Here is a 17716-nt window from a genome sequence, read left to right as displayed (position 1 = left end):
GAGGCTGTTTTTTACCAAAATATTAAATGTTTTTTAAAATCTGTTTTACCAAATCTTCTACAGAAAGGTCAGGATTTTGCTTAAGTATACGGTCTGCAATTTTTTCACTCATCTTCTTTGGTATACCCAAAACCTCTAATGCAGATAACGACTCGTCCTTTACTTTATTATCTACAAATGTAGAAATATTTTCTCCTGAAACGCTGAATTTTAATACCTTATCCCGCAGGTCTACAATGATTCTTTCGGCGGTTTTGGCACCAATCCCTTTCACTTTCTGGAGCAGTACACTGTTTCCGCTTTGGATACCGTTTGCAATCTCTTCCAGGCTGAGGGAGGAAAGCATGATCAATGCAGAAGCAGGTCCCACGCCGGTTACAGAAATAAGAAGGTTAAAAAGTTCCTTTTCTTCCTTCGTATAGAAGCCAAAAAGCATGTGCGCATCTTCGCGGATGATCTGCTGAATATAAAGAAAGGTCTGGGTGCCCGGAGTCATGCGGTGAGAAGTCTGAAGGCTTATACCGGCATAGTAACCAACGCCTCCAACATCCAGAACAGCGTAAGTGGGCGTAAGCTCCTGTACCAAGCCTTTTAAGGAGTAAATCATGTTATTAATTGAAGTATTCAAATATAGGAAAATGGTGACAAAGTAAAAATGCAGCCCTAAAAGCTGCATTTGAATAATTTAATTATGGCGAGGCCTAATAGTATTTTTAAAGAAAAAGGATAAAGACAAACAAACCGGCAGCTATGGCAGCCGTGAGTAAACTGCCTTTTACTCTGCGCCCCGCTGTTTTACATTCCTGTTTTTGCCTTTGGATCTTATAGGCCGACCAAACTGCAAAAACTAAATTAACTGCAGCCAAAAAAATAAGTACCAGCTTCGGTATTGCCAGGTCATATCTTCTGTAGACGCCCTGCAGAATATATAACATTAACGTGGTGAACTGCGCGGGTACAGCATATTTTCCAACTTCCGAAACCTGCATACTAAACCTATTTTACCTCCCTTCTCTGAGCATCCAGTACGGCAATGGTTGCGAGGTTTACAATCTCGTCCACACTGGCGCGCATCTGAAGCACATGCACCGGCTGTTTCAGGCCCATCAGTATGGGACCTACGACCTGTGCTACTTTCATTCCGCGGATGATCTTATAAGCAATATTGGCACTTTCCAGATTTGGGAAAACAAATGTATTGGCAGGCGTACCTCCGAGTTTGGAGAAGGGATAATCGGCCAAATGATCTGCATTCATTGCAAAATCCGGCTGGATTTCACCATCAACAACCATCTTCGGATATTTTTCATGCAGGATCGATACCGCCTTGGCTACTTTACGGGAGGTTTCTGAAATGGAGGCAAAATTTTCGTACGCCAGCATTGCGATCCGTGGTTCAATAGCAAAAGATTTCACGGTTTTTTCCGACATCCGGGCAATATTTACCAGATCTTCAGCGCTTGGATTGGCCTGAACCGATGTATCTGAAAAGAAAATTGGTTTCTTGCCGGACAGGATCATCATCATTGAAGCGATCTTCTCTACACCGTTCTCCTTTTCAATCACCTTAAGAACAGGTCTAAGGACCGAGGTGTAGTTTTTGGAAAAGCCAACAATAAGTGCATCGGTATCGTTATGTTTAAGCATCAGCGGACCGAAATAATCGCGCTGCCTCACAAATCTTTTCGCCTTATATTCGTTCATTCCTTTGCGCTGACGCAGTTTCCAGAGAGTTTCCCGGTATTTTATACGGTTTTCCTTTTGGTCATCGTCTATCGGATCCACGATGGGGACATCGAGGTTGATGCCGTAGGTTTCCATCTGTTGCTTGATGAATTTCTTGTCGCCCAGCAGAATCGGGTGTGCAATGCCTTCTTCGTAAAGAATCTGGGCCGCCTTCAATACATTATATTCCTCGGCATTACCTAACGTAACGCGTTTCGGATTGGACCTGGCGCGGGTTTGCATCATCCGGATCAGCTTTTCGTCGCGGCCCATGCGGTCCAGCAGGCTGGTCTCGTAGTCCTCAAAACTTGCAATCGGCCTTCCAGCTACACCACTTTCCATCGCGGCCTTCGCCACGGCGATTGAAACTGTTGTTATGAGGCGGTTATCAAAAGGTTTAGGAATGAAATAAGACCTTCCGAAACTTAAATTGCGCAAATTATAGGCCAGCATAACAGCTTCGGGCACAGGCTCCTTAGCTAGCTCAGCAATCGCCAGCACCGCTGCCAGTTTCATAGCTTCGTTAATGGTGGATGCCTGCACATCCAGCGCGCCGCGGAAAATGTAGGGGAAACCCAGAACATTGTTCACCTGATTAGGGAAGTCGCTGCGCCCGGTGGCCATAATAACGTCCGGCCGGGTCTGCATGGCCAGGTCATAGTCAATCTCCGGTGTAGGATTGGCCAAACCGAAAACAACAGGATTTTCAGCCATAGTATTCAGCATTTCCGGTGTCATCACATCACCTTTGGAAAGTCCTATAAAGACATCGGCACCCACAAGTGCTTCCTCCAGGGTGCGCAATTCTGTATTGGCAATAAAATCCAGCTTTTCAGGCGTTAGGTTCTGCCTGTCCTGATGGATCACTCCTTTGCTGTCGCACATCAATACATTCTCCTTCTTCAGCCCCAGTTCCAGATACAGTTTGGTACAGGCAATAGCTGCGGCACCGGCTCCGTTTACCACCAGCCTTACCTCATCAATCTTCTTCCCGGCAATTTCCAGGGCATTGATCAGTGCTGCAGCGGAAATAATAGCCGTTCCGTGCTGGTCGTCGTGCATCAGTGGGATATCCAGCTCATCTTTTAGGCGCTGTTCTATATAAAAAGCCTCCGGAGCTTTAATGTCTTCCAGGTTGATACCACCAAATGTGGGTGCGATACCTTTAACAATATCAATAAACTTATCGGGATCCTTCTCATTGATCTCAATATCAAAGACATTGATATCCGCAAATATCTTGAACAGCAGGCCCTTACCCTCCATGACAGGTTTAGATGCTTCGGCACCAATATCTCCAAGCCCCAGAACGGCGGTACCGTTTGATATTACGGCTACTAGATTGCCTTTTCCGGTATAATCGTATACTGCCTGGGGATTCTTCTCAATTTCCAGACATGGAATGGCTACTCCTGGCGAGTAGGCCAATGATAAATCACGTGCTGAAGAATGCGGTTTGGATGGGATTACTTCTATTTTCCCTTTAGGTTCTGCTCTATGGTAATCCAGGGCTGCCTGGTTAAAGTTTTTTTCGTCTCTGTTTGTTTTGCTTGACATTCTGAAGATTTTAACAATATATTAATGAAGTTCTGGTAAAAGGTATTTTTTATGATACGCAACCAGACTTTCAATGGGTTTCTGCACCACTGTCCCTACCCTAAGATTAAGTTCGGCGGCGGCGGCCCGCAGGATATCCTCATAATAGAAGGCTATGGAACCTATGAAGTTAATCTCCGAACTGTTTGCCTCTTCATAAGGCAGGACCTGATAATCCAGAAAATTTTTCATTTCGTCGAAAACCATATTCTGGAAATAGGGATGTGATTTGTTTTCCACGACGAATTTGTTGAATTCAGCCAGATATGCATTAGCACGCGGGCTGTGATACATATGTTTAAGCGCATCCTCAATGGTGAGTTGGTAGCGTTCGGAAAACTTTACATGCAGGTCATGAGGGAGTTTCTTCATGAAGAAGCGCCTAAGCAGGTGTTTGCCCATTGCGCTGCCGCTGCCCTCATCACCAATCAGGAAACCAAGGGAAGGCAATTCACGCCTTACCACATTTCCGTCGAAGTAACAGGAGTTGGAGCCCGTACCCAGAATACAGATAATCGCCGGTTTACCATTGTAGGCAGCGTAGGCTGCAGCTGTAAGATCTTCCTTAACCACAATATCAGAATGGCGGAAAACCTTGCGAAGCTCCAGGTCTACCACGGCGGCATTTTCGGCCACGCCGCAACCGGAGCCATAGAAAAAAACCTTCTGCATACTGTCTTTAACAGTGAGAAGGTTTTGGTTTCTCTCAATTTCCGGAACAATGAGTTCGGGACTGATTATATTCGGATTAAAGCCTGTGGTTTCGGTTTTCAGGAACAAGTTTCCAAATTTATCCAAAACGACCCAGTCGCATTTGGTAGAACCGCCATCAACAATAGCTATCATATTTCATCTTTTAGGAAAACGAAGCGCTAAAATAGGAATAAATTTATGATGTAGCAGTATAATGGAGTCTAAGCTCTCACTTCATCCCGCCCGTTCCATCAGCCAGGACTTGATTTCATCTTCCAGAAAACTTGTCTGCAGTTTAAATGAATTAAGGAAATCATCAGGAATGCTTACCCCTTCTGTTGTTTCATGTTTCCAGAGTTCTTCCGAAAGAAGTTCGTACTCACTGTATACTCTTTTGAACCGGGGATTGGTCTTTTCCAGCACAGCAATTTTGTCCTGCTGGCCCCGGAATTTTCTGTATGGATTGGGATTTTTCATTTCAGTCAGTCTTAGTATATTAATTAATGATGAAAGGGAGGGACAAGCGCGCCTTGAAGGAAGGCTATTCAATGCATTGAAAGCAAGCCGCTTACAACCTGTACTCCGTTATGAAAAAATAAAGTTAGAAAGAAATGCAAGGCAAAAAAATAGTTTAACACAATTTTAAAATATTTAACATTATATGTAAATTTGTACTTTTCCAATTATGATGAAGCAACTGCTGTTAAAACAAAAACAGGTATTATCGTTTATTTTTGCAGGAGGGGCAAGCGCAGTTGTAGAAATCGGAAGTTTTAAGGTTTTCAGTCTTTTTCTGCCTCAATTTCTGGCCTGGGAAGAGAATTTTTTCGGAATCCACTACCCGCTCAGCAACATCCTCTCCACTACCTGCGGCATTTTCTTCAATTACTTTCTGAGTATATGGTTTGTATTTGAGAGGGGTAAACATTCCAGAAGACGCGAATTCGCTTATTTTATGTTTGTGTCCTTTTTCTCTACACTTCTCAGTTTAACAGTATTCCAGATCTTCTACTATTTTGTGTTCCGCGACAATCTGAACCTGGGCTTCTATACGCTCAGCCCCATTATGATCAGTAAGATTGCGGCCATTGGTCTGGTATCCGTCATCAACTACACCGTAAAAAAAAGGGTGATCTTCAACGGATAAAATTCCTATTTTTGACCCTTTACGTAAAATTATGACCCGTATCCTCAATTATATATGGCGTGCCTGGTTTATCCTGCTGGCCTTTGTATTCATCATCCTATTCTGCATTCCGGTACTTCTGCTTTCCATCCGCGAAAAGGATTTTAAATACGCCTATGTATTTATTTGGTTATTCTGCGTCATTGTCTTTTTCGGGATGGGTTTCCGCTACAGCCTCATCAGAAAAACAAGCGAAAAACTGGACAGGAAGCGTAACTATATCTTCATTGCCAACCATACTTCAACGATTGACATTATGCTGATGACCGTACTGCACAGGCATCATCCGGTATGTTTCATTGGCAAGGCTGAACTTGCAAAAATTCCCATTTTCGGAATGCTGTACAAGCGGATCGCCATTCTGGTAGACAGAAAAAGTCCGAAAAGCCGCGCTGATGTTTACCGCCGCGCTGCAGAGAAGATGAGCCACGGCCAGAACATTGTCATTTTCCCGGAAGGTGGTGTAGCCGAAGACCCAAATATCCTCCTGGACGAATTTAAGGACGGTGCATTTATATTATCCACCAAACATGATTTCCCCATCGCAGTGTACACATTTGCCGGTTTAAAGGAAATGTTTCCCTTTGACAATGGGAAAGGGCATCCCGGTAAAGTAACTGTATATCTGAACAAGATAATGGAGCCCACCACGGTGAATGAGATGAAGCCGGCCTGTTTCCGCGAAATTAAAAGCACCCTGGAGCAGCATTATTCCAGACAATAAAAAATTATATTTGTTAAAAGAAACCTCAACTCTATGTCTGCAAAAAACCAACCTACCAATTATCCGGCACTGTACACCCTGATCCTGGTGTTCTTTTTCTGGGGATTCATTGCTGCCGGAAACAGCATTTTCATTCCCTTCTGCAAGAACTATTTCTCGCTGGACCAGTTTCAGTCGCAGCTTATTGATTTTGCCTTCTATACCGCCTACTTTCTGGGCGCCCTTGTACTTTTCATTGGCAGCACACTGAAGGGTGTGGACATCATTGGCCGGTGGGGTTTCAAAAACAGTATTGTGTATGGCCTGTTGCTTTCGGCTGTTGGTGCCGCCATTATGATATTTGCAGTGAAGAGTAATGTGTACTACGGTATGCTTATCGGCCTTTTTGTAGTAGCTCTGGGGTTCTCCATTCAGCAAACCGCCGCAAATCCATTTGCCATCCTGTTGGGAGACCCAAAAACCGGTGCCAGCCGTCAAAATCTGGCGGGCGGGATTAATTCCTTCGGTACATCCATCGGTCCCATTATCGTAGGTCTGGCCCTCTTCGGAACCACCGCCACTGTAGATGATGACCAGATCAAACATCTGGCCCTGGATAAGGTAATACTGCTGTATACCGCAGTAGGCGCGCTTTTCCTGATCGCAGCCGGGATTTTTTACTTCTCAAAGAAGCTGCCTGCAGGAATCATCAATGAACCTATGGAGAAAGCCGGAAAAGCCAGAACGAACCTCATCATTATGACGCTCCTGGTGATCATCTGTTTCATTCCGGTTTTTGCAAGTTATAACTCGGATTCGGCAAAGAGAATTGAAGTGCTTACTACCGAAATCACTACACTGAACAGCAGTATTTCTGCAGCACCCAACGAAGCCGGCCGCGAAGCCGCAGCCAACACGATTGCAGTAAAAACCGCTGAACTGGAAGCAATAAAACATCCGCTGGAAAGAACCAGGATGATTTACCTTACGGGTGCACTGCTGGCAGTGGTGCTTTGCCTTGTTTTTGCCAACATGAAGTCCAAAAAGCAACCTGATGGCTGGGGTGCCATGAAATATCCTCAGCTTGTTCTGGGAATGCTTGGAATACTGGCGTATGTAGGAGTTGAGGTGGCGATAGGAAGTAATTTGGGCGAACTGTTAAGTTTGCCGGAATTCGGCGGCCATCAGTCTTCAGACCTGGCGCCTTATATTTCAATGTACTGGGGAAGTTTAATGATCGGCCGCTGGACCGGAGCTATAAGTGTGTTCAATTTAACCAAGCAGCAGCAATTTGCTGCAACCATAGTAGTTCCGCTTATTGCCTTTCTGGTAATCATTGGCATCAATACCATTACCGAAAAGGACATGTCGCATCTTTATTACTACGTCCTATGTGTATTTATCCAGATCGTTCTGTTTCTGCTCACCAAAAATAAACCTGCATTAACGCTTATTATATTTGGATTTTTTGGTATCACCGCAATGGTTATTGGACTGCTTACCACCGGAAATATTGCAGTCTATGCGTTTCTGTCGGGCGGACTGGCCTGCAGCATAATGTGGCCCTCCATCTTTGCCCTGGCTATAACAGGACTTGGTAAATATACAGCACAGGGATCTGCATTTTTGGTAATGATGATTCTGGGTGGCGGTATCATTCCACCTCTGCAGGGAAAACTTTCCGACATCATCGGTATCCACAATTCCTACATTATCCCAGTTTTATGTTTCGTCTATATTACCGCCTTTGCCTATCTGGCTAAGAAAGCCCTGCAAAAACAGGGTATAGATGTTGATGACCTGGAAACTGAACGTGCGCACTGACAGCAGAAAGACATATCATAGAAAAAGGTTCTGGGCAGGTATTTTACTTGCCCAGGCTGTTCTGTTTTACCTGCTTTCACTGTCAGACCGGGCGGTATCCCTGTTCGAGCGGTTTTTTGCCTGGCAGAAGAATCATCATCAGCTGATTTTTGCAGGTACGGAATTTTCAGCAGGCGATGTATTTTATATTGTACTTGTAATAGTATTTGGGCTCATCTTTTATTATTTGAGCCGCAAGAGTCTGAGGCATCGGGCTGTGCTGTCTCTGTTTATATTACTCAACCTCCTTTACCTCACTTATCATTTATGGTGGGGTATGCTCTACTTTCAGAAGCCCATAAGCGACCAATTACCGGAAGTGGAAATTACAGAGGAAAAACTAAAGGACTTAGCTAAACGCTATCTTGAACTTTCCCGCGAAAGCAGGACTGAGGTTAAAGAAGACAGGAATGGCGTGTTCAAGGTTTATGATGCGGTTAAACTTCAGCATGCAATTGTTGAAATTCAAAATGAAGGGCCGTTATTTAATAATTTAAATAGTGAGCGTTCAGTCTTATCCTTTAAACCCAGTCTCTACAGCAGCATAATAAGTTTTACGGGAATCCAGGGGTATTACAACCCTTTCACCGCCGAGGCTCAGTATAATCCCGAACTACCTTCCACCTACCTTCCTTTTACGCTGGCGCACGAGCATGCCCATCAAAACGGATTTGCACGGGAACAGGAGGCTAACTTCATAGCTTTCTTGACCGGAAAGAACTCCGGTGATGCTAACCTTCGGTACAGTACCTATTATTATGTGCTAAAGTCGCTGCTGAATGCCCTGGCAGAATCCGATCCGGAATTTGTAAAAGAGGTCCTTAGAAATTATTCTCCCGGTATGAAACGCGACCGTATGGCAGAACTGATGTTCAGGAAAAAACATGAAGGCTGGCTGGAAGTTTTCTTTGGAATAACTAACGATTTGTTTCTGAAATCAAACCGACAGGATGGTGCCGTAACCTATTCCTATTTTGTGAATTTGCTGGTACGTTATGAAGAAACGAACGCGCTTAAACGCTAAAAAAAGAACCGCTTCTTGCGAAGCGGTTCAAAAAACACAAATGATGAAAAAAAATTTATTGCCTCTTCGGAGTACAAGCCTCCTGAAAGCCCTGTAAAAGTATAACTAATTAGCTAATCCACCAACTTTTATTTAATTGATTTTTGCTTTTGTTTAACATCCCACTATCTATCAATCAATTACGGAAGCTGTATTTTTTGGGAAAATGCATTTTTGTTGTTTAAACATAACTTACAGTTCTAAAACACATAAAAAAGGATAAAAAAACCTATAATTTTATTTAATTGAATATAGTTCCAAAAATATTTGGAATTTGTTTAGTCGGAATACAGCCTGAACTTCTAAAGAAACCAGAAAGTCCACCCCGATTTGGTTACAAAAGATAGAGGATATTACTGCTTATATGTCTCCCTAAACTGCTGAAGCAGTTCGTCCAGCCTGTGGCGGTGTACAAATACTTTTTTTACCTCCTCAAAGCGTGGTGACCGGTATTGGATCTCATGGAAATCCATACTTCCATTCCCAACTTTTACAATATTCAGGACTTCGATATTAAATTTTTTCAGTTCGATTTTGAATTCCTGGAATTCATCAAAAATACTTTTATCCATTTTATGATTTTTCTGACTCTTCCACTTCGTGCTTCAGCTGTGATTTGTAGAGTGTCGCATAATAACCGTTTTTCTGAAGCAATTCCATGTGCTTTCCTTCTTCCACAATTCGTCCGCCATCCATTACAATGATTTTATCCGCCTTTTCAATTGTAGAAAGGCGGTGCGCGATGATGATGGAGGTGCGGTTTTTGGTAATTTTTTCAGTGGCCCGCTGTATCAGCTTCTCACTTTCGTGGTCTATTGATGAGGTAGCTTCGTCCAGAATCAGGATTTTCGGATCGGACAAATAGGCCCGCACAAAGGACAGCAATTGCCGCTGACCCAACGAAATGGACGAGCCACGTTCGCTAACTACATACTCATAACCACCGGGCAAACTTTCAATGAAGTCATGCACACCTACTTCCTGGGCCACCTTCCGAATCTGCTCCATTGTTATGGTGTCATCGCCAAAGGAAAGGTTTTCGAAAATACTGCCGTGGAAAAGGAAAACATCCTGAAGTACCACGCCGACATGACTCCGCAGGTTATAGAGTTCGTACTCCTTAAGTTCAATATCATCCAGCAGAATCTTACCTGAATTAATATCATAGAGCCGTGTAATCAGGCTGATAATTGTTGATTTGCCTGCACCGGTAGCACCTACGATGGCTACCGTCTCGCCGGGATTTACCTTAAAACTGATTCCCTTCAGGACTTCCTGTTTATCATCGTAGGAAAAATGTACGTCCCGAAACTCAATCCGACCGTCAAAATGATCTTTGCACACCTTGCCTTCATTGGACAGAGCATCATCTTCATCCATAATTCCCAAAACCCTTTCGGCACCCACAATTCCGCGCTGGATATTGTTGAACCGGTCGGCAATCTGCCGCAGTGGGCGTATCAGCATTGAGATGAACTGTATAAAAGCAATTACCTTACCCGCTGTAATGGTTACATAACCACCGTAAAAAAGAATAAAACCTATGAAAAGCGAAGAAATAAGTTCCACCACAGGGAAAAAGAGGGAGAATATAAATACTGTCCGGAGCAGCGCAGCTTTTAGGGTGATGTTGATTTCGTCAAATTTCTTAAACTCGGCTTCCTGTCGGTTGAAGACCTGAACAAGGGTCATTCCGCTAAGTCTTTCCTGTACAAAGGAATTCTGGTTGGAGGTCCAGGTGCGCTCATCGCCAAAGGCTTTTTTCAGTCTTTTCTGAAAAAACCGGGTAATTACCACCATCAGCGGAAGAATGGCAAGGGAGATATAACTCAGGTTCACATCTACCTGAAACATCATGAACAGCACAAACACAATCCTCAGAATATCTCCAAACACCATCAGGAAACCGTCTGTGTACACGGTTGCGATAGTTTCCACATCGCCCACAGCACGGGTTACCAACTGGCCAATAGGTGTCCTGTCGAAAAAGGCAGTACGAAAGTAAATCAGCTTTTCATAAAGTCGCTCCCGGATATCGCGAATGACATTCTGCGAAATGAAATTGGAGAAGTAAACCAAAAAGAAATTGAGAAGCGATTCACCAAATACCAAAGCAATCAGGATGTAAATATGCTTCATCATCTGTTCGCGGTCGCCCAGAGCAATGATGTCGGTGTCTACAATCTGCATCGTGAGATATGGCCGGTATGTGGAAATTACCGAAAGGACTACCGAAATAATCAGAGTGATGATAAACCACGACCGGAACTTCATCCCGATCCGGAACAGCCGCTGTATGATTTGCCATGTGGTTTGCTTCTTCATTATTTATACCTCAGACTTTCCAATTTCGTTGATTTCGGACATAGGTGCTGCCCGTTCTTTATCAAATCTTTTCTCTAACAATATATAGACACCGTAAACAGCTCCTATGGAAATTAACCAGCCCACAAAGTCCACCATAGTATAACTTGTAAAGGAATTTTCATAAACGGTGTCTGGATTTGCAATCGCCATGTATAGCCCATACACAAAGCCAACGACCAACTGCGATCCCAGATAAACACCAATGCCCAGAAGGCCATAGTGCCACTTCATTTTTTTGAATCTTCCCGCCAATGAGGAATAAAAACGGTAGGCCGCGAAAATAATTAAGATTGCAAGCATTTACTAATTTTTGAAGTTATAACCTACTTCTACCAGGAAAAGTCCCTGTGGAGGTGCAGATGTTCCGGCCAAATTACGGTTTTTCCCCTCTATAACCTTACGAAGTTCCTGAGGCAGCATTTTACCGGCTCCGATTTCAACCATCGTTCCAACGATGGCACGCACCATATTTCTTAAAAAACGGTCCGCCGAAACCGTGAATTTAAGCTCTGAATCATTCTGTTCCCAAAATGCCCTGTATATTTTGCAGTTGTTGGTCCTGTTATCTGTATGCAGTTTGGCAAAACTTGTAAAATCTTCGTATTCGAAAAGGATTTTGCAGGCTTCATTCATTTTTACAATGTCAAGTTTCCGTCGCCACAATTGCCAGGCGGAATCCTGCGAAAAGGGATTCTTTTCGGAAGCGATATAGTATTCATAGGTTCGGTAAGTCGCACTGAACCGGGCATGAAGGTCATCCGCCACGGCAAAAATCCTTTTTACGGCAATATCAGACGGCAGAAAACTGTTGAGCCGGTACGGCAGGTCGGCTGGGATTACACTTTCAGTATTGAAATGGGCAAACATCTGCTTGGCGTGCACGCCCGTATCCGTACGGCCCGCGCCTGTGGTTTTTACCGGTTCACGCAGCATGGTACTCAGTGCTTTTTCAAGTTCCTGCTGAACTGAAATTTCATTTGGCTGGATCTGATAACCGAAATAGTGTTTACCGCTGTAGGCGAACTCAATAAAATACCTCAAAATCTAAAATTACGCTGCAAAAATATAGAAATCATTCTAAATGATATCAGGTAAAAGTCAGGGTGGAATTAGTTAAAGAATTCTTAAAATTGTCTATTTTTGCGCGGTATGAAAAGATGGTACCTCTACCCTTTTTCCCTGCTTTACCACCTTGGTACGGGAATCCGCAATACCTTATATAATGTAGGTATTAAAAAGTCGACACGCTTCCGCACTCCTATTATCAATGTAGGTAACCTGTCTGTAGGCGGCAGCGGGAAATCACCCATGGTAATGTATCTGGCTGATCTGCTTTCCAGAAACTACCGCACAGGAGTGCTTTCCCGCGGTTACGGGCGGGTGACCAAAGGTTACGCCATCGTTAACTACGAAAGCAATTATAAGATGGTGGGCGACGAGGCCATGCAGCTTTTCGAACGTTTCAGGAACCGTTTTGTAATTGGTGTTTCAGAGGAGCGCGTTCCCGGCGCAAAGAAAATCATTGAGGATATGGACCTTGAAGTCCTGGTTCTGGACGATGCCTATCAGCACCGCGCTATAAAAGCAGGCTTCAATATCCTGATGACGGATTATAATGACCCTTATTTCAAAGATCATATCCTGCCGGCAGGTGACCTCCGGGAAAGCCGCAGTGGAGCTTCCAGGGCGCAGATTATCGTCGTTTCCAAATGTCCTGCTGAACTCACCGATGAAAAAAGACAGTATTACATCTCCAGAATCCGTCCTCAGCATTACCAAAAGGTATTCTTTTCATCCATCTCCTATGATGAACAGGTATTTTCACTTAGCAAGTCAATTCCTGATAACAACCTGGCTTACTATGACATACTGCTGATTACAGGCATTGCCAATCCTAAACCACTGACCGAACATCTGGCTAAATTTTCACAGCGCGTAACACATCTTAAATTTAAGGATCATCATGATTTTTCTGAAGATGACATCAAAAAAATACTGTCGGAATATAAAAAACTGGGCGAGTACCGTCTGATCCTGACTACGGAAAAGGATTTTGTGCGGCTGAAAACCTTCGATATGCTGAGGGATCTGGTTTTTTACTGGCCAATAAACGTGAATATAGATAAGCGGGAAGACTTTAACCAGGCCATTCTGAATTATATCAGATCCAGTTCATAGCTGCTGATTTGGCAGCTTTAGACGGATACAGAACATTCACAATATTTTAACGCTCTAAAGGTTTGTACATTAGATAATTAAACCGTACATTTGCAATCCTTTTGAAGTTATCCGTTGTTCCAAAAGCCTTAAAAACATATCCATTATTAACTCTTTCGCCCGTGGTGATGGGGTTTTCGGCGTTTTAGTCCTTTTGAAATTTCGGATTTCCGAATTTAGGAAAGTAAAAAATATTTTGCACTACTCCGTGAAAAGATATACCGGTGTTGCAATTAGTAAGAGCCGGGAACAGCCCGGGAGCCAGTAATTGTAACGGATAACTTAACCTCCCCGCTTCTCCTGCCAAACTTACTAAATATTTTTTGTGAACAACAAAATATTTTTTAACCCAACACTTTTTTTTATTACTTTATGAGTAAATCTAAAGCTACAAAAAACACTGCGGAATTAGCTGTTAAGGAAAGAATTAACTTTTCTACAGCAAAGGGCCGTGTGGCAGCACCTGATTTCCTGGATGTGCAGATTGCCTCTTTCAAGGATTTCTTCCAGCTGGACACGCTTCCGGAATCCCGTGTGAGTGAAGGTCTGTACAAGACTTTTCAGGAAAACTTCCCAATTACCGATTCCCGTAACCAGTTTGTGCTGGAATTCCTGGACTATCTGGTAGATTCCCCGCGTTATTCAATTGACGAATGTGTGGAAAGAGGTCTTACCTATTCTGTTCCGCTGAAGGCGAGACTGAAGCTTTACTGTACCGACCCGGAACATGAAGATTTCCAAACGGTTATCCAGGATGTTTATTTGGGGCCTGTACCTTATATGACTCCGTCCGGTTCCTTTATCATCAACGGTGCCGAGCGTGTAATTGTAACCCAACTTCACCGTTCACCGGGTGTGTTCTTCGGACAGACCTACCACGCGAACGGAACCAAACTTTACTATTCCAGAATTATCCCTTTCAAAGGATCATGGATGGAATTTACTACGGACATCAACAACGTAATGTATGCGTACATTGACCGTAAGAAAAAATTGCCTTTAACTACCCTTCTCAGAGCCATCGGTTTTGAATCTGACAAAGACATTCTTCAGATCTTTGACCTTGCTGAAGAAGTAAAGGTTTCCAAAGCAGCACTTAAGAAAGTGGAAGGACGTACCCTTGCCGCAAGAGTTCTGAACACCTGGTTTGAAGATTTCGTTGACGAGGATACAGGTGAGGTGGTTTCCATCGAAAGGAATGAGATCATCCTGGACAGGGAGACCGTTCTTGAAAAAGAGCATATCGATATGATCCTGGAAGCGGGTGTGAAATCCATCCTGATCCATAAGGAAAACTCCAACGAGTTCTCCATCATCCAGAATACCCTTCAGAAAGACCCTACCAATTCCGAAAAGGAGGCCGTAGAGTATATCTACCGTCAGCTGCGTAACGCAGATCCACCAGATGAGGAAACTGCAAGAGGTATTATTGAGAAACTTTTCTTCTCCGAACAGAGATATTCTCTAGGTGAAGTAGGACGTTACAGACTGAACAAGAAATTGGGTCTTAACATTCCTGACACTACTGAAGTTCTTACAAAAGAGGACATCATTGCCATTGTAAGACACCTTATTGAACTTGTAAACTCCAAGGCGGAGGTTGATGATATTGACCACCTTTCCAACAGAAGGATTAAAACTGTAGGCGAGCAGCTGGCAGGACAGTTCGGCGTGGGTCTTTCCCGTATCGCCAGAACTATCCGCGAGAGAATGAACGTTAGAGATAACGAGATCTTTACGCCTATAGACCTTGTAAACGCGAAAACGTTAACTTCAGTTATCAACTCTTTCTTCGGTACCAACCAGCTTTCGCAGTTCATGGACCAAACCAACCCACTATCGGAAATTACGCACAAGCGCAGACTTTCCGCACTGGGACCTGGCGGACTTTCCAGAGAGCGTGCCGGCTTCGAGGTTCGTGACGTGCATCATACGCACTATGGCCGTATCTGTCCGATTGAAACTCCTGAAGGACCAAACATCGGTCTGATCTCTTCCTTGGGAATTTATGCCAAGATCAATAATTTAGGATTCATCGAAACTCCATACAGAAAAGTGGAAGGCGGAAAGGTAAACCTGAAGTCTGAGCCTATTTATCTGAATGCTGAGGACGAAGAAAATAAAGTTATCGCACAGGCTAACGTTGAACTTAGCGACGAAGGTACTTTTGAAACAGACAGAATCATTGCCCGTTTGGATGGTGACTACCCTGTGGTTGAAGGTAACCAGGTAGACCTGATTGATGTTGCACCAAACCAGATCTCAGGTATTTCGGCATCCCTTATTCCATTCCTGGAGCATGATGATGCGAACCGTGCACTGATGGGATCCAACATGATGCGTCAGGCTGTTCCTTTGTTGAAGCCTGAAGCTCCGGTTGTTGGTACAGGTCTGGAAAAGCAGGTTGCCAAGGATTCACGTATCCTGATCAATGCAGAAGGAAACGGTGTTGTTGAATATGTTGATGCAGACAAAATCGTGATTAACTACGAAAGAAGCGAAGATGAAGATATCGTAAGCTTCGACTCTTCTGTGAAGACTTATAAACTGACCAAGTTCAGAAAGACCAACCAAAGTACAACCATCACCCTGAGACCTAACGTAAGAGTAGGCGAAAGAGTGGAAAAAGGACAGGTTCTTTGCGACGGTTACGCAACCGAAAACGGTGAGCTTGCACTTGGACGTAACCTTACAGTAGCATTTATGCCATGGAAAGGATACAACTTTGAGGATGCCATCGTTATTAACGAGAAAATCGTTCGTGAGGACTGGTTTACTTCCATCCACGTGGACGAATATTCACTGGAAGTCCGTGATACCAAACTGGGTATGGAAGAGCTTACAGCAGATATCCCTAACGTTTCCGAAGAGGCTACCAAAGACCTTGATGAAAACGGTATGATCCGTATTGGTGCTGAAGTGAAGCCCGGTGACATTATGATCGGTAAGATTACGCCAAAAGGCGAATCCGACCCAACACCGGAAGAAAAATTACTTAGAGCTATCTTCGGTGATAAAGCCGGTGATGTGAAGGATGCTTCCCTGAAAGCTGACTCTTCTCTCAGAGGTGTTGTGATCAACAAAAAGCTTTTCTCCAGAAACATCAAGGATAAAAAGAAAAGAGCTGAGGAAAAACTGAAGCTTGAGGAAATCGAAAACAGCTACAAAGCGAAATTTGATGACCTTAGAAATACACTTATCGAAAAACTGGGCTCACTGGTAAACGGTAAAACTTCCCAGGGGGTTAATAACGACCTGGAAGAAGAAGTGATCGGTAAAGGTGTTAAATTCACCCATAAACTGCTTACCTCCATTGAAGATTATGTGAACATCAGTGGTGCAGGCTGGACTGTTGATGAGGAGAAAAATGACCTTATCCGCAAGCTGATCCATAATTATAAGATCAAGTTCAACGATATCGCAGGTATCAAGAACCGTGAGAAATTTGCAGTTTCCATAGGTGATGAACTTCCTGCAGGTATCATGAAGCTTGCTAAAGTTTATATCGCCAAGAAGCGTAAGCTGAATGTAGGTGATAAAATGGCAGGCCGTCATGGTAACAAGGGTATCGTATCCAGAATTGTTCGCGAGGAGGACATGCCGTTCCTGGAAGACGGAACACCTGTGGACATCGTACTGAACCCACTTGGGGTACCTTCGCGTATGAACATTGGTCAGATCTACGAAACGGTACTTGGATGGGCCGGTAAAAAACTGGGGCTTAAGTTTGCCACACCAATCTTCGACGGTGCTTCGCTGGAGCAGATCACGGAATATACAGACCAGGCCAACCTACCAAAATACGGAAGTACTTACCTGTATGACGGCGGTACCGGCGAGAGATTCTCACAACCGGCTACAGTGGGTATCATTTACATGCTGAAACTGGGTCACATGGTAGACGACAAGATGCACGCACGTTCCATCGGACCTTATTCCCTTATTACGCAGCAGCCATTAGGTGGTAAAGCGCAGTTCGGTGGTCAGAGATTCGGTGAAATGGAGGTTTGGGCTCTTGAAGCATTTGGTGCATCCAATATCCTTAGGGAAATCCTGACCGTGAAGTCGGATGACGTTATTGGTAGAGCAAAAACATATGAAGCCATTGCCAAAGGTGAGGCTATGCCTGAACCGGGAATTCCTGAATCATTCAACGTATTGCTGCATGAATTACAGGGTCTGGGTCTGGATGTAAGACTTGAAGAATAAATTTTAAATTTTAAATTATGAATTGAATTGTTTCCGCGTCGGAGCAGTTTGATAATCAATCTAAAATCTAAAATCTATAATCTAAAATTTCAAA

The 17716-nt window shown here is 43.7% G+C and carries 14 protein-coding genes; 6 read left to right on the top strand and 8 right to left on the bottom strand.

Going from position 1 to position 17716, the window contains the following annotated elements; all coding sequences use genetic code 11:
* Nucleotides 1-22: 22 nt before the first annotated feature.
* The 4 genes from ruvA to F7R58_RS02415 all read right to left on the bottom strand — a co-directional run bounded on the left by ruvA (nucleotide 23) and on the right by F7R58_RS02415 (nucleotide 4491).
* Nucleotides 23-607 (bottom strand): Holliday junction branch migration protein RuvA, encoded by a 585-nt coding sequence (ruvA, locus tag F7R58_RS02430; protein WP_158063379.1) that lies wholly within the window; start codon nucleotides 605-607, stop codon nucleotides 23-25.
* Nucleotides 608-996: 389 nt separating this feature from the next.
* Nucleotides 997-3282, bottom strand: a complete 2286-nt coding sequence (locus F7R58_RS02425; RefSeq protein ID WP_158063378.1) for an NADP-dependent malic enzyme — start codon at nucleotides 3280-3282, stop codon at nucleotides 997-999.
* Nucleotides 3283-3303: 21 nt separating this feature from the next.
* Nucleotides 3304-4167, bottom strand: coding sequence for a BadF/BadG/BcrA/BcrD ATPase family protein (locus F7R58_RS02420; RefSeq protein ID WP_158063377.1), 864 nt, complete (start codon nucleotides 4165-4167; stop codon nucleotides 3304-3306).
* Between the two features lie 81 nt (nucleotides 4168-4248).
* Nucleotides 4249-4491, bottom strand: coding sequence for a hypothetical protein (locus tag F7R58_RS02415; RefSeq protein ID WP_158063376.1), 243 nt, complete (start codon nucleotides 4489-4491; stop codon nucleotides 4249-4251).
* A gap of 211 nt (nucleotides 4492-4702) precedes the next feature.
* Between F7R58_RS02415 and F7R58_RS02410 the strand changes: the two genes are divergently transcribed.
* The 4 genes from F7R58_RS02410 to F7R58_RS02395 are packed head-to-tail and all read left to right on the top strand — an operon-like array spanning nucleotide 4703 to nucleotide 8790.
* Nucleotides 4703-5161 carry a GtrA family protein gene (locus tag F7R58_RS02410; protein ID WP_158065349.1) on the top strand — a complete coding sequence of 153 codons (459 nt, stop codon included), beginning with the start codon at nucleotides 4703-4705 and terminating at the stop codon, nucleotides 5159-5161.
* 31 nt (nucleotides 5162-5192) lie between these two features.
* On the top strand, nucleotides 5193-5924 hold the full coding sequence (locus F7R58_RS02405; protein ID WP_158063375.1) for a lysophospholipid acyltransferase family protein: 732 nt from the start codon (nucleotides 5193-5195) through the stop codon (nucleotides 5922-5924).
* A gap of 33 nt (nucleotides 5925-5957) precedes the next feature.
* Nucleotides 5958-7727, top strand: coding sequence for a sugar MFS transporter (locus F7R58_RS02400; RefSeq protein WP_158063374.1), 1770 nt, complete (start codon nucleotides 5958-5960; stop codon nucleotides 7725-7727).
* Nucleotides 7693-8790, top strand: a complete 1098-nt coding sequence (locus F7R58_RS02395) for a DUF3810 domain-containing protein (protein ID WP_229723832.1) — start codon at nucleotides 7693-7695, stop codon at nucleotides 8788-8790. The genes F7R58_RS02400 and F7R58_RS02395 overlap by 35 nt, the downstream gene beginning before the upstream one ends.
* 392 nt (nucleotides 8791-9182) lie before the next feature.
* Here the strand turns inward: F7R58_RS02395 and F7R58_RS02390 are convergent, their stop codons facing one another.
* From F7R58_RS02390 to truA, 4 genes are read right to left on the bottom strand one after another with little or no spacing between them, the layout of a single operon-like run.
* On the bottom strand, nucleotides 9183-9401 hold the full coding sequence (locus F7R58_RS02390) for a hypothetical protein (RefSeq protein WP_158063373.1): 219 nt from the start codon (nucleotides 9399-9401) through the stop codon (nucleotides 9183-9185).
* A 1-nt stretch (nucleotide 9402) separates the two neighbouring features.
* Entirely contained in the window at nucleotides 9403-11154 is a 1752-nt protein-coding gene (locus F7R58_RS02385; RefSeq protein ID WP_158063372.1) for an ABC transporter ATP-binding protein, read from the bottom strand.
* 3 nt (nucleotides 11155-11157) lie between these two features.
* On the bottom strand, nucleotides 11158-11496 hold the full coding sequence (locus F7R58_RS02380; protein WP_158063371.1) for a hypothetical protein: 339 nt from the start codon (nucleotides 11494-11496) through the stop codon (nucleotides 11158-11160).
* 3 nt (nucleotides 11497-11499) lie between these two features.
* A complete protein-coding gene (truA, locus tag F7R58_RS02375) occupies nucleotides 11500-12240 on the bottom strand; it encodes a tRNA pseudouridine(38-40) synthase TruA (RefSeq protein WP_158063370.1) in 741 nt (246 codons plus the stop codon).
* Between the two features lie 105 nt (nucleotides 12241-12345).
* On the opposite strand from truA, the gene lpxK reads away from it, so the two are divergent.
* Nucleotides 12346-13374 (top strand): tetraacyldisaccharide 4'-kinase, encoded by a 1029-nt coding sequence (lpxK, locus tag F7R58_RS02370; RefSeq protein WP_158063369.1) that lies wholly within the window; start codon nucleotides 12346-12348, stop codon nucleotides 13372-13374.
* 411 nt (nucleotides 13375-13785) lie between these two features.
* Nucleotides 13786-17622: a DNA-directed RNA polymerase subunit beta gene (gene rpoB / locus F7R58_RS02365; protein ID WP_158063368.1), complete on the top strand. Its 3837-nt coding sequence runs from the start codon at nucleotides 13786-13788 to the stop codon at nucleotides 17620-17622.
* Nucleotides 17623-17716 lie beyond the last annotated feature (94 nt).

This window comes from Chryseobacterium sp. (genome assembly GCF_008831505.1).
Lineage (GTDB): Bacteria > Bacteroidota > Bacteroidia > Flavobacteriales > Weeksellaceae > Marnyiella.
The sequence above is the reverse complement of the archived record's forward strand: the minus strand, read 5'-3'. Positions and strand labels throughout refer to the sequence as shown.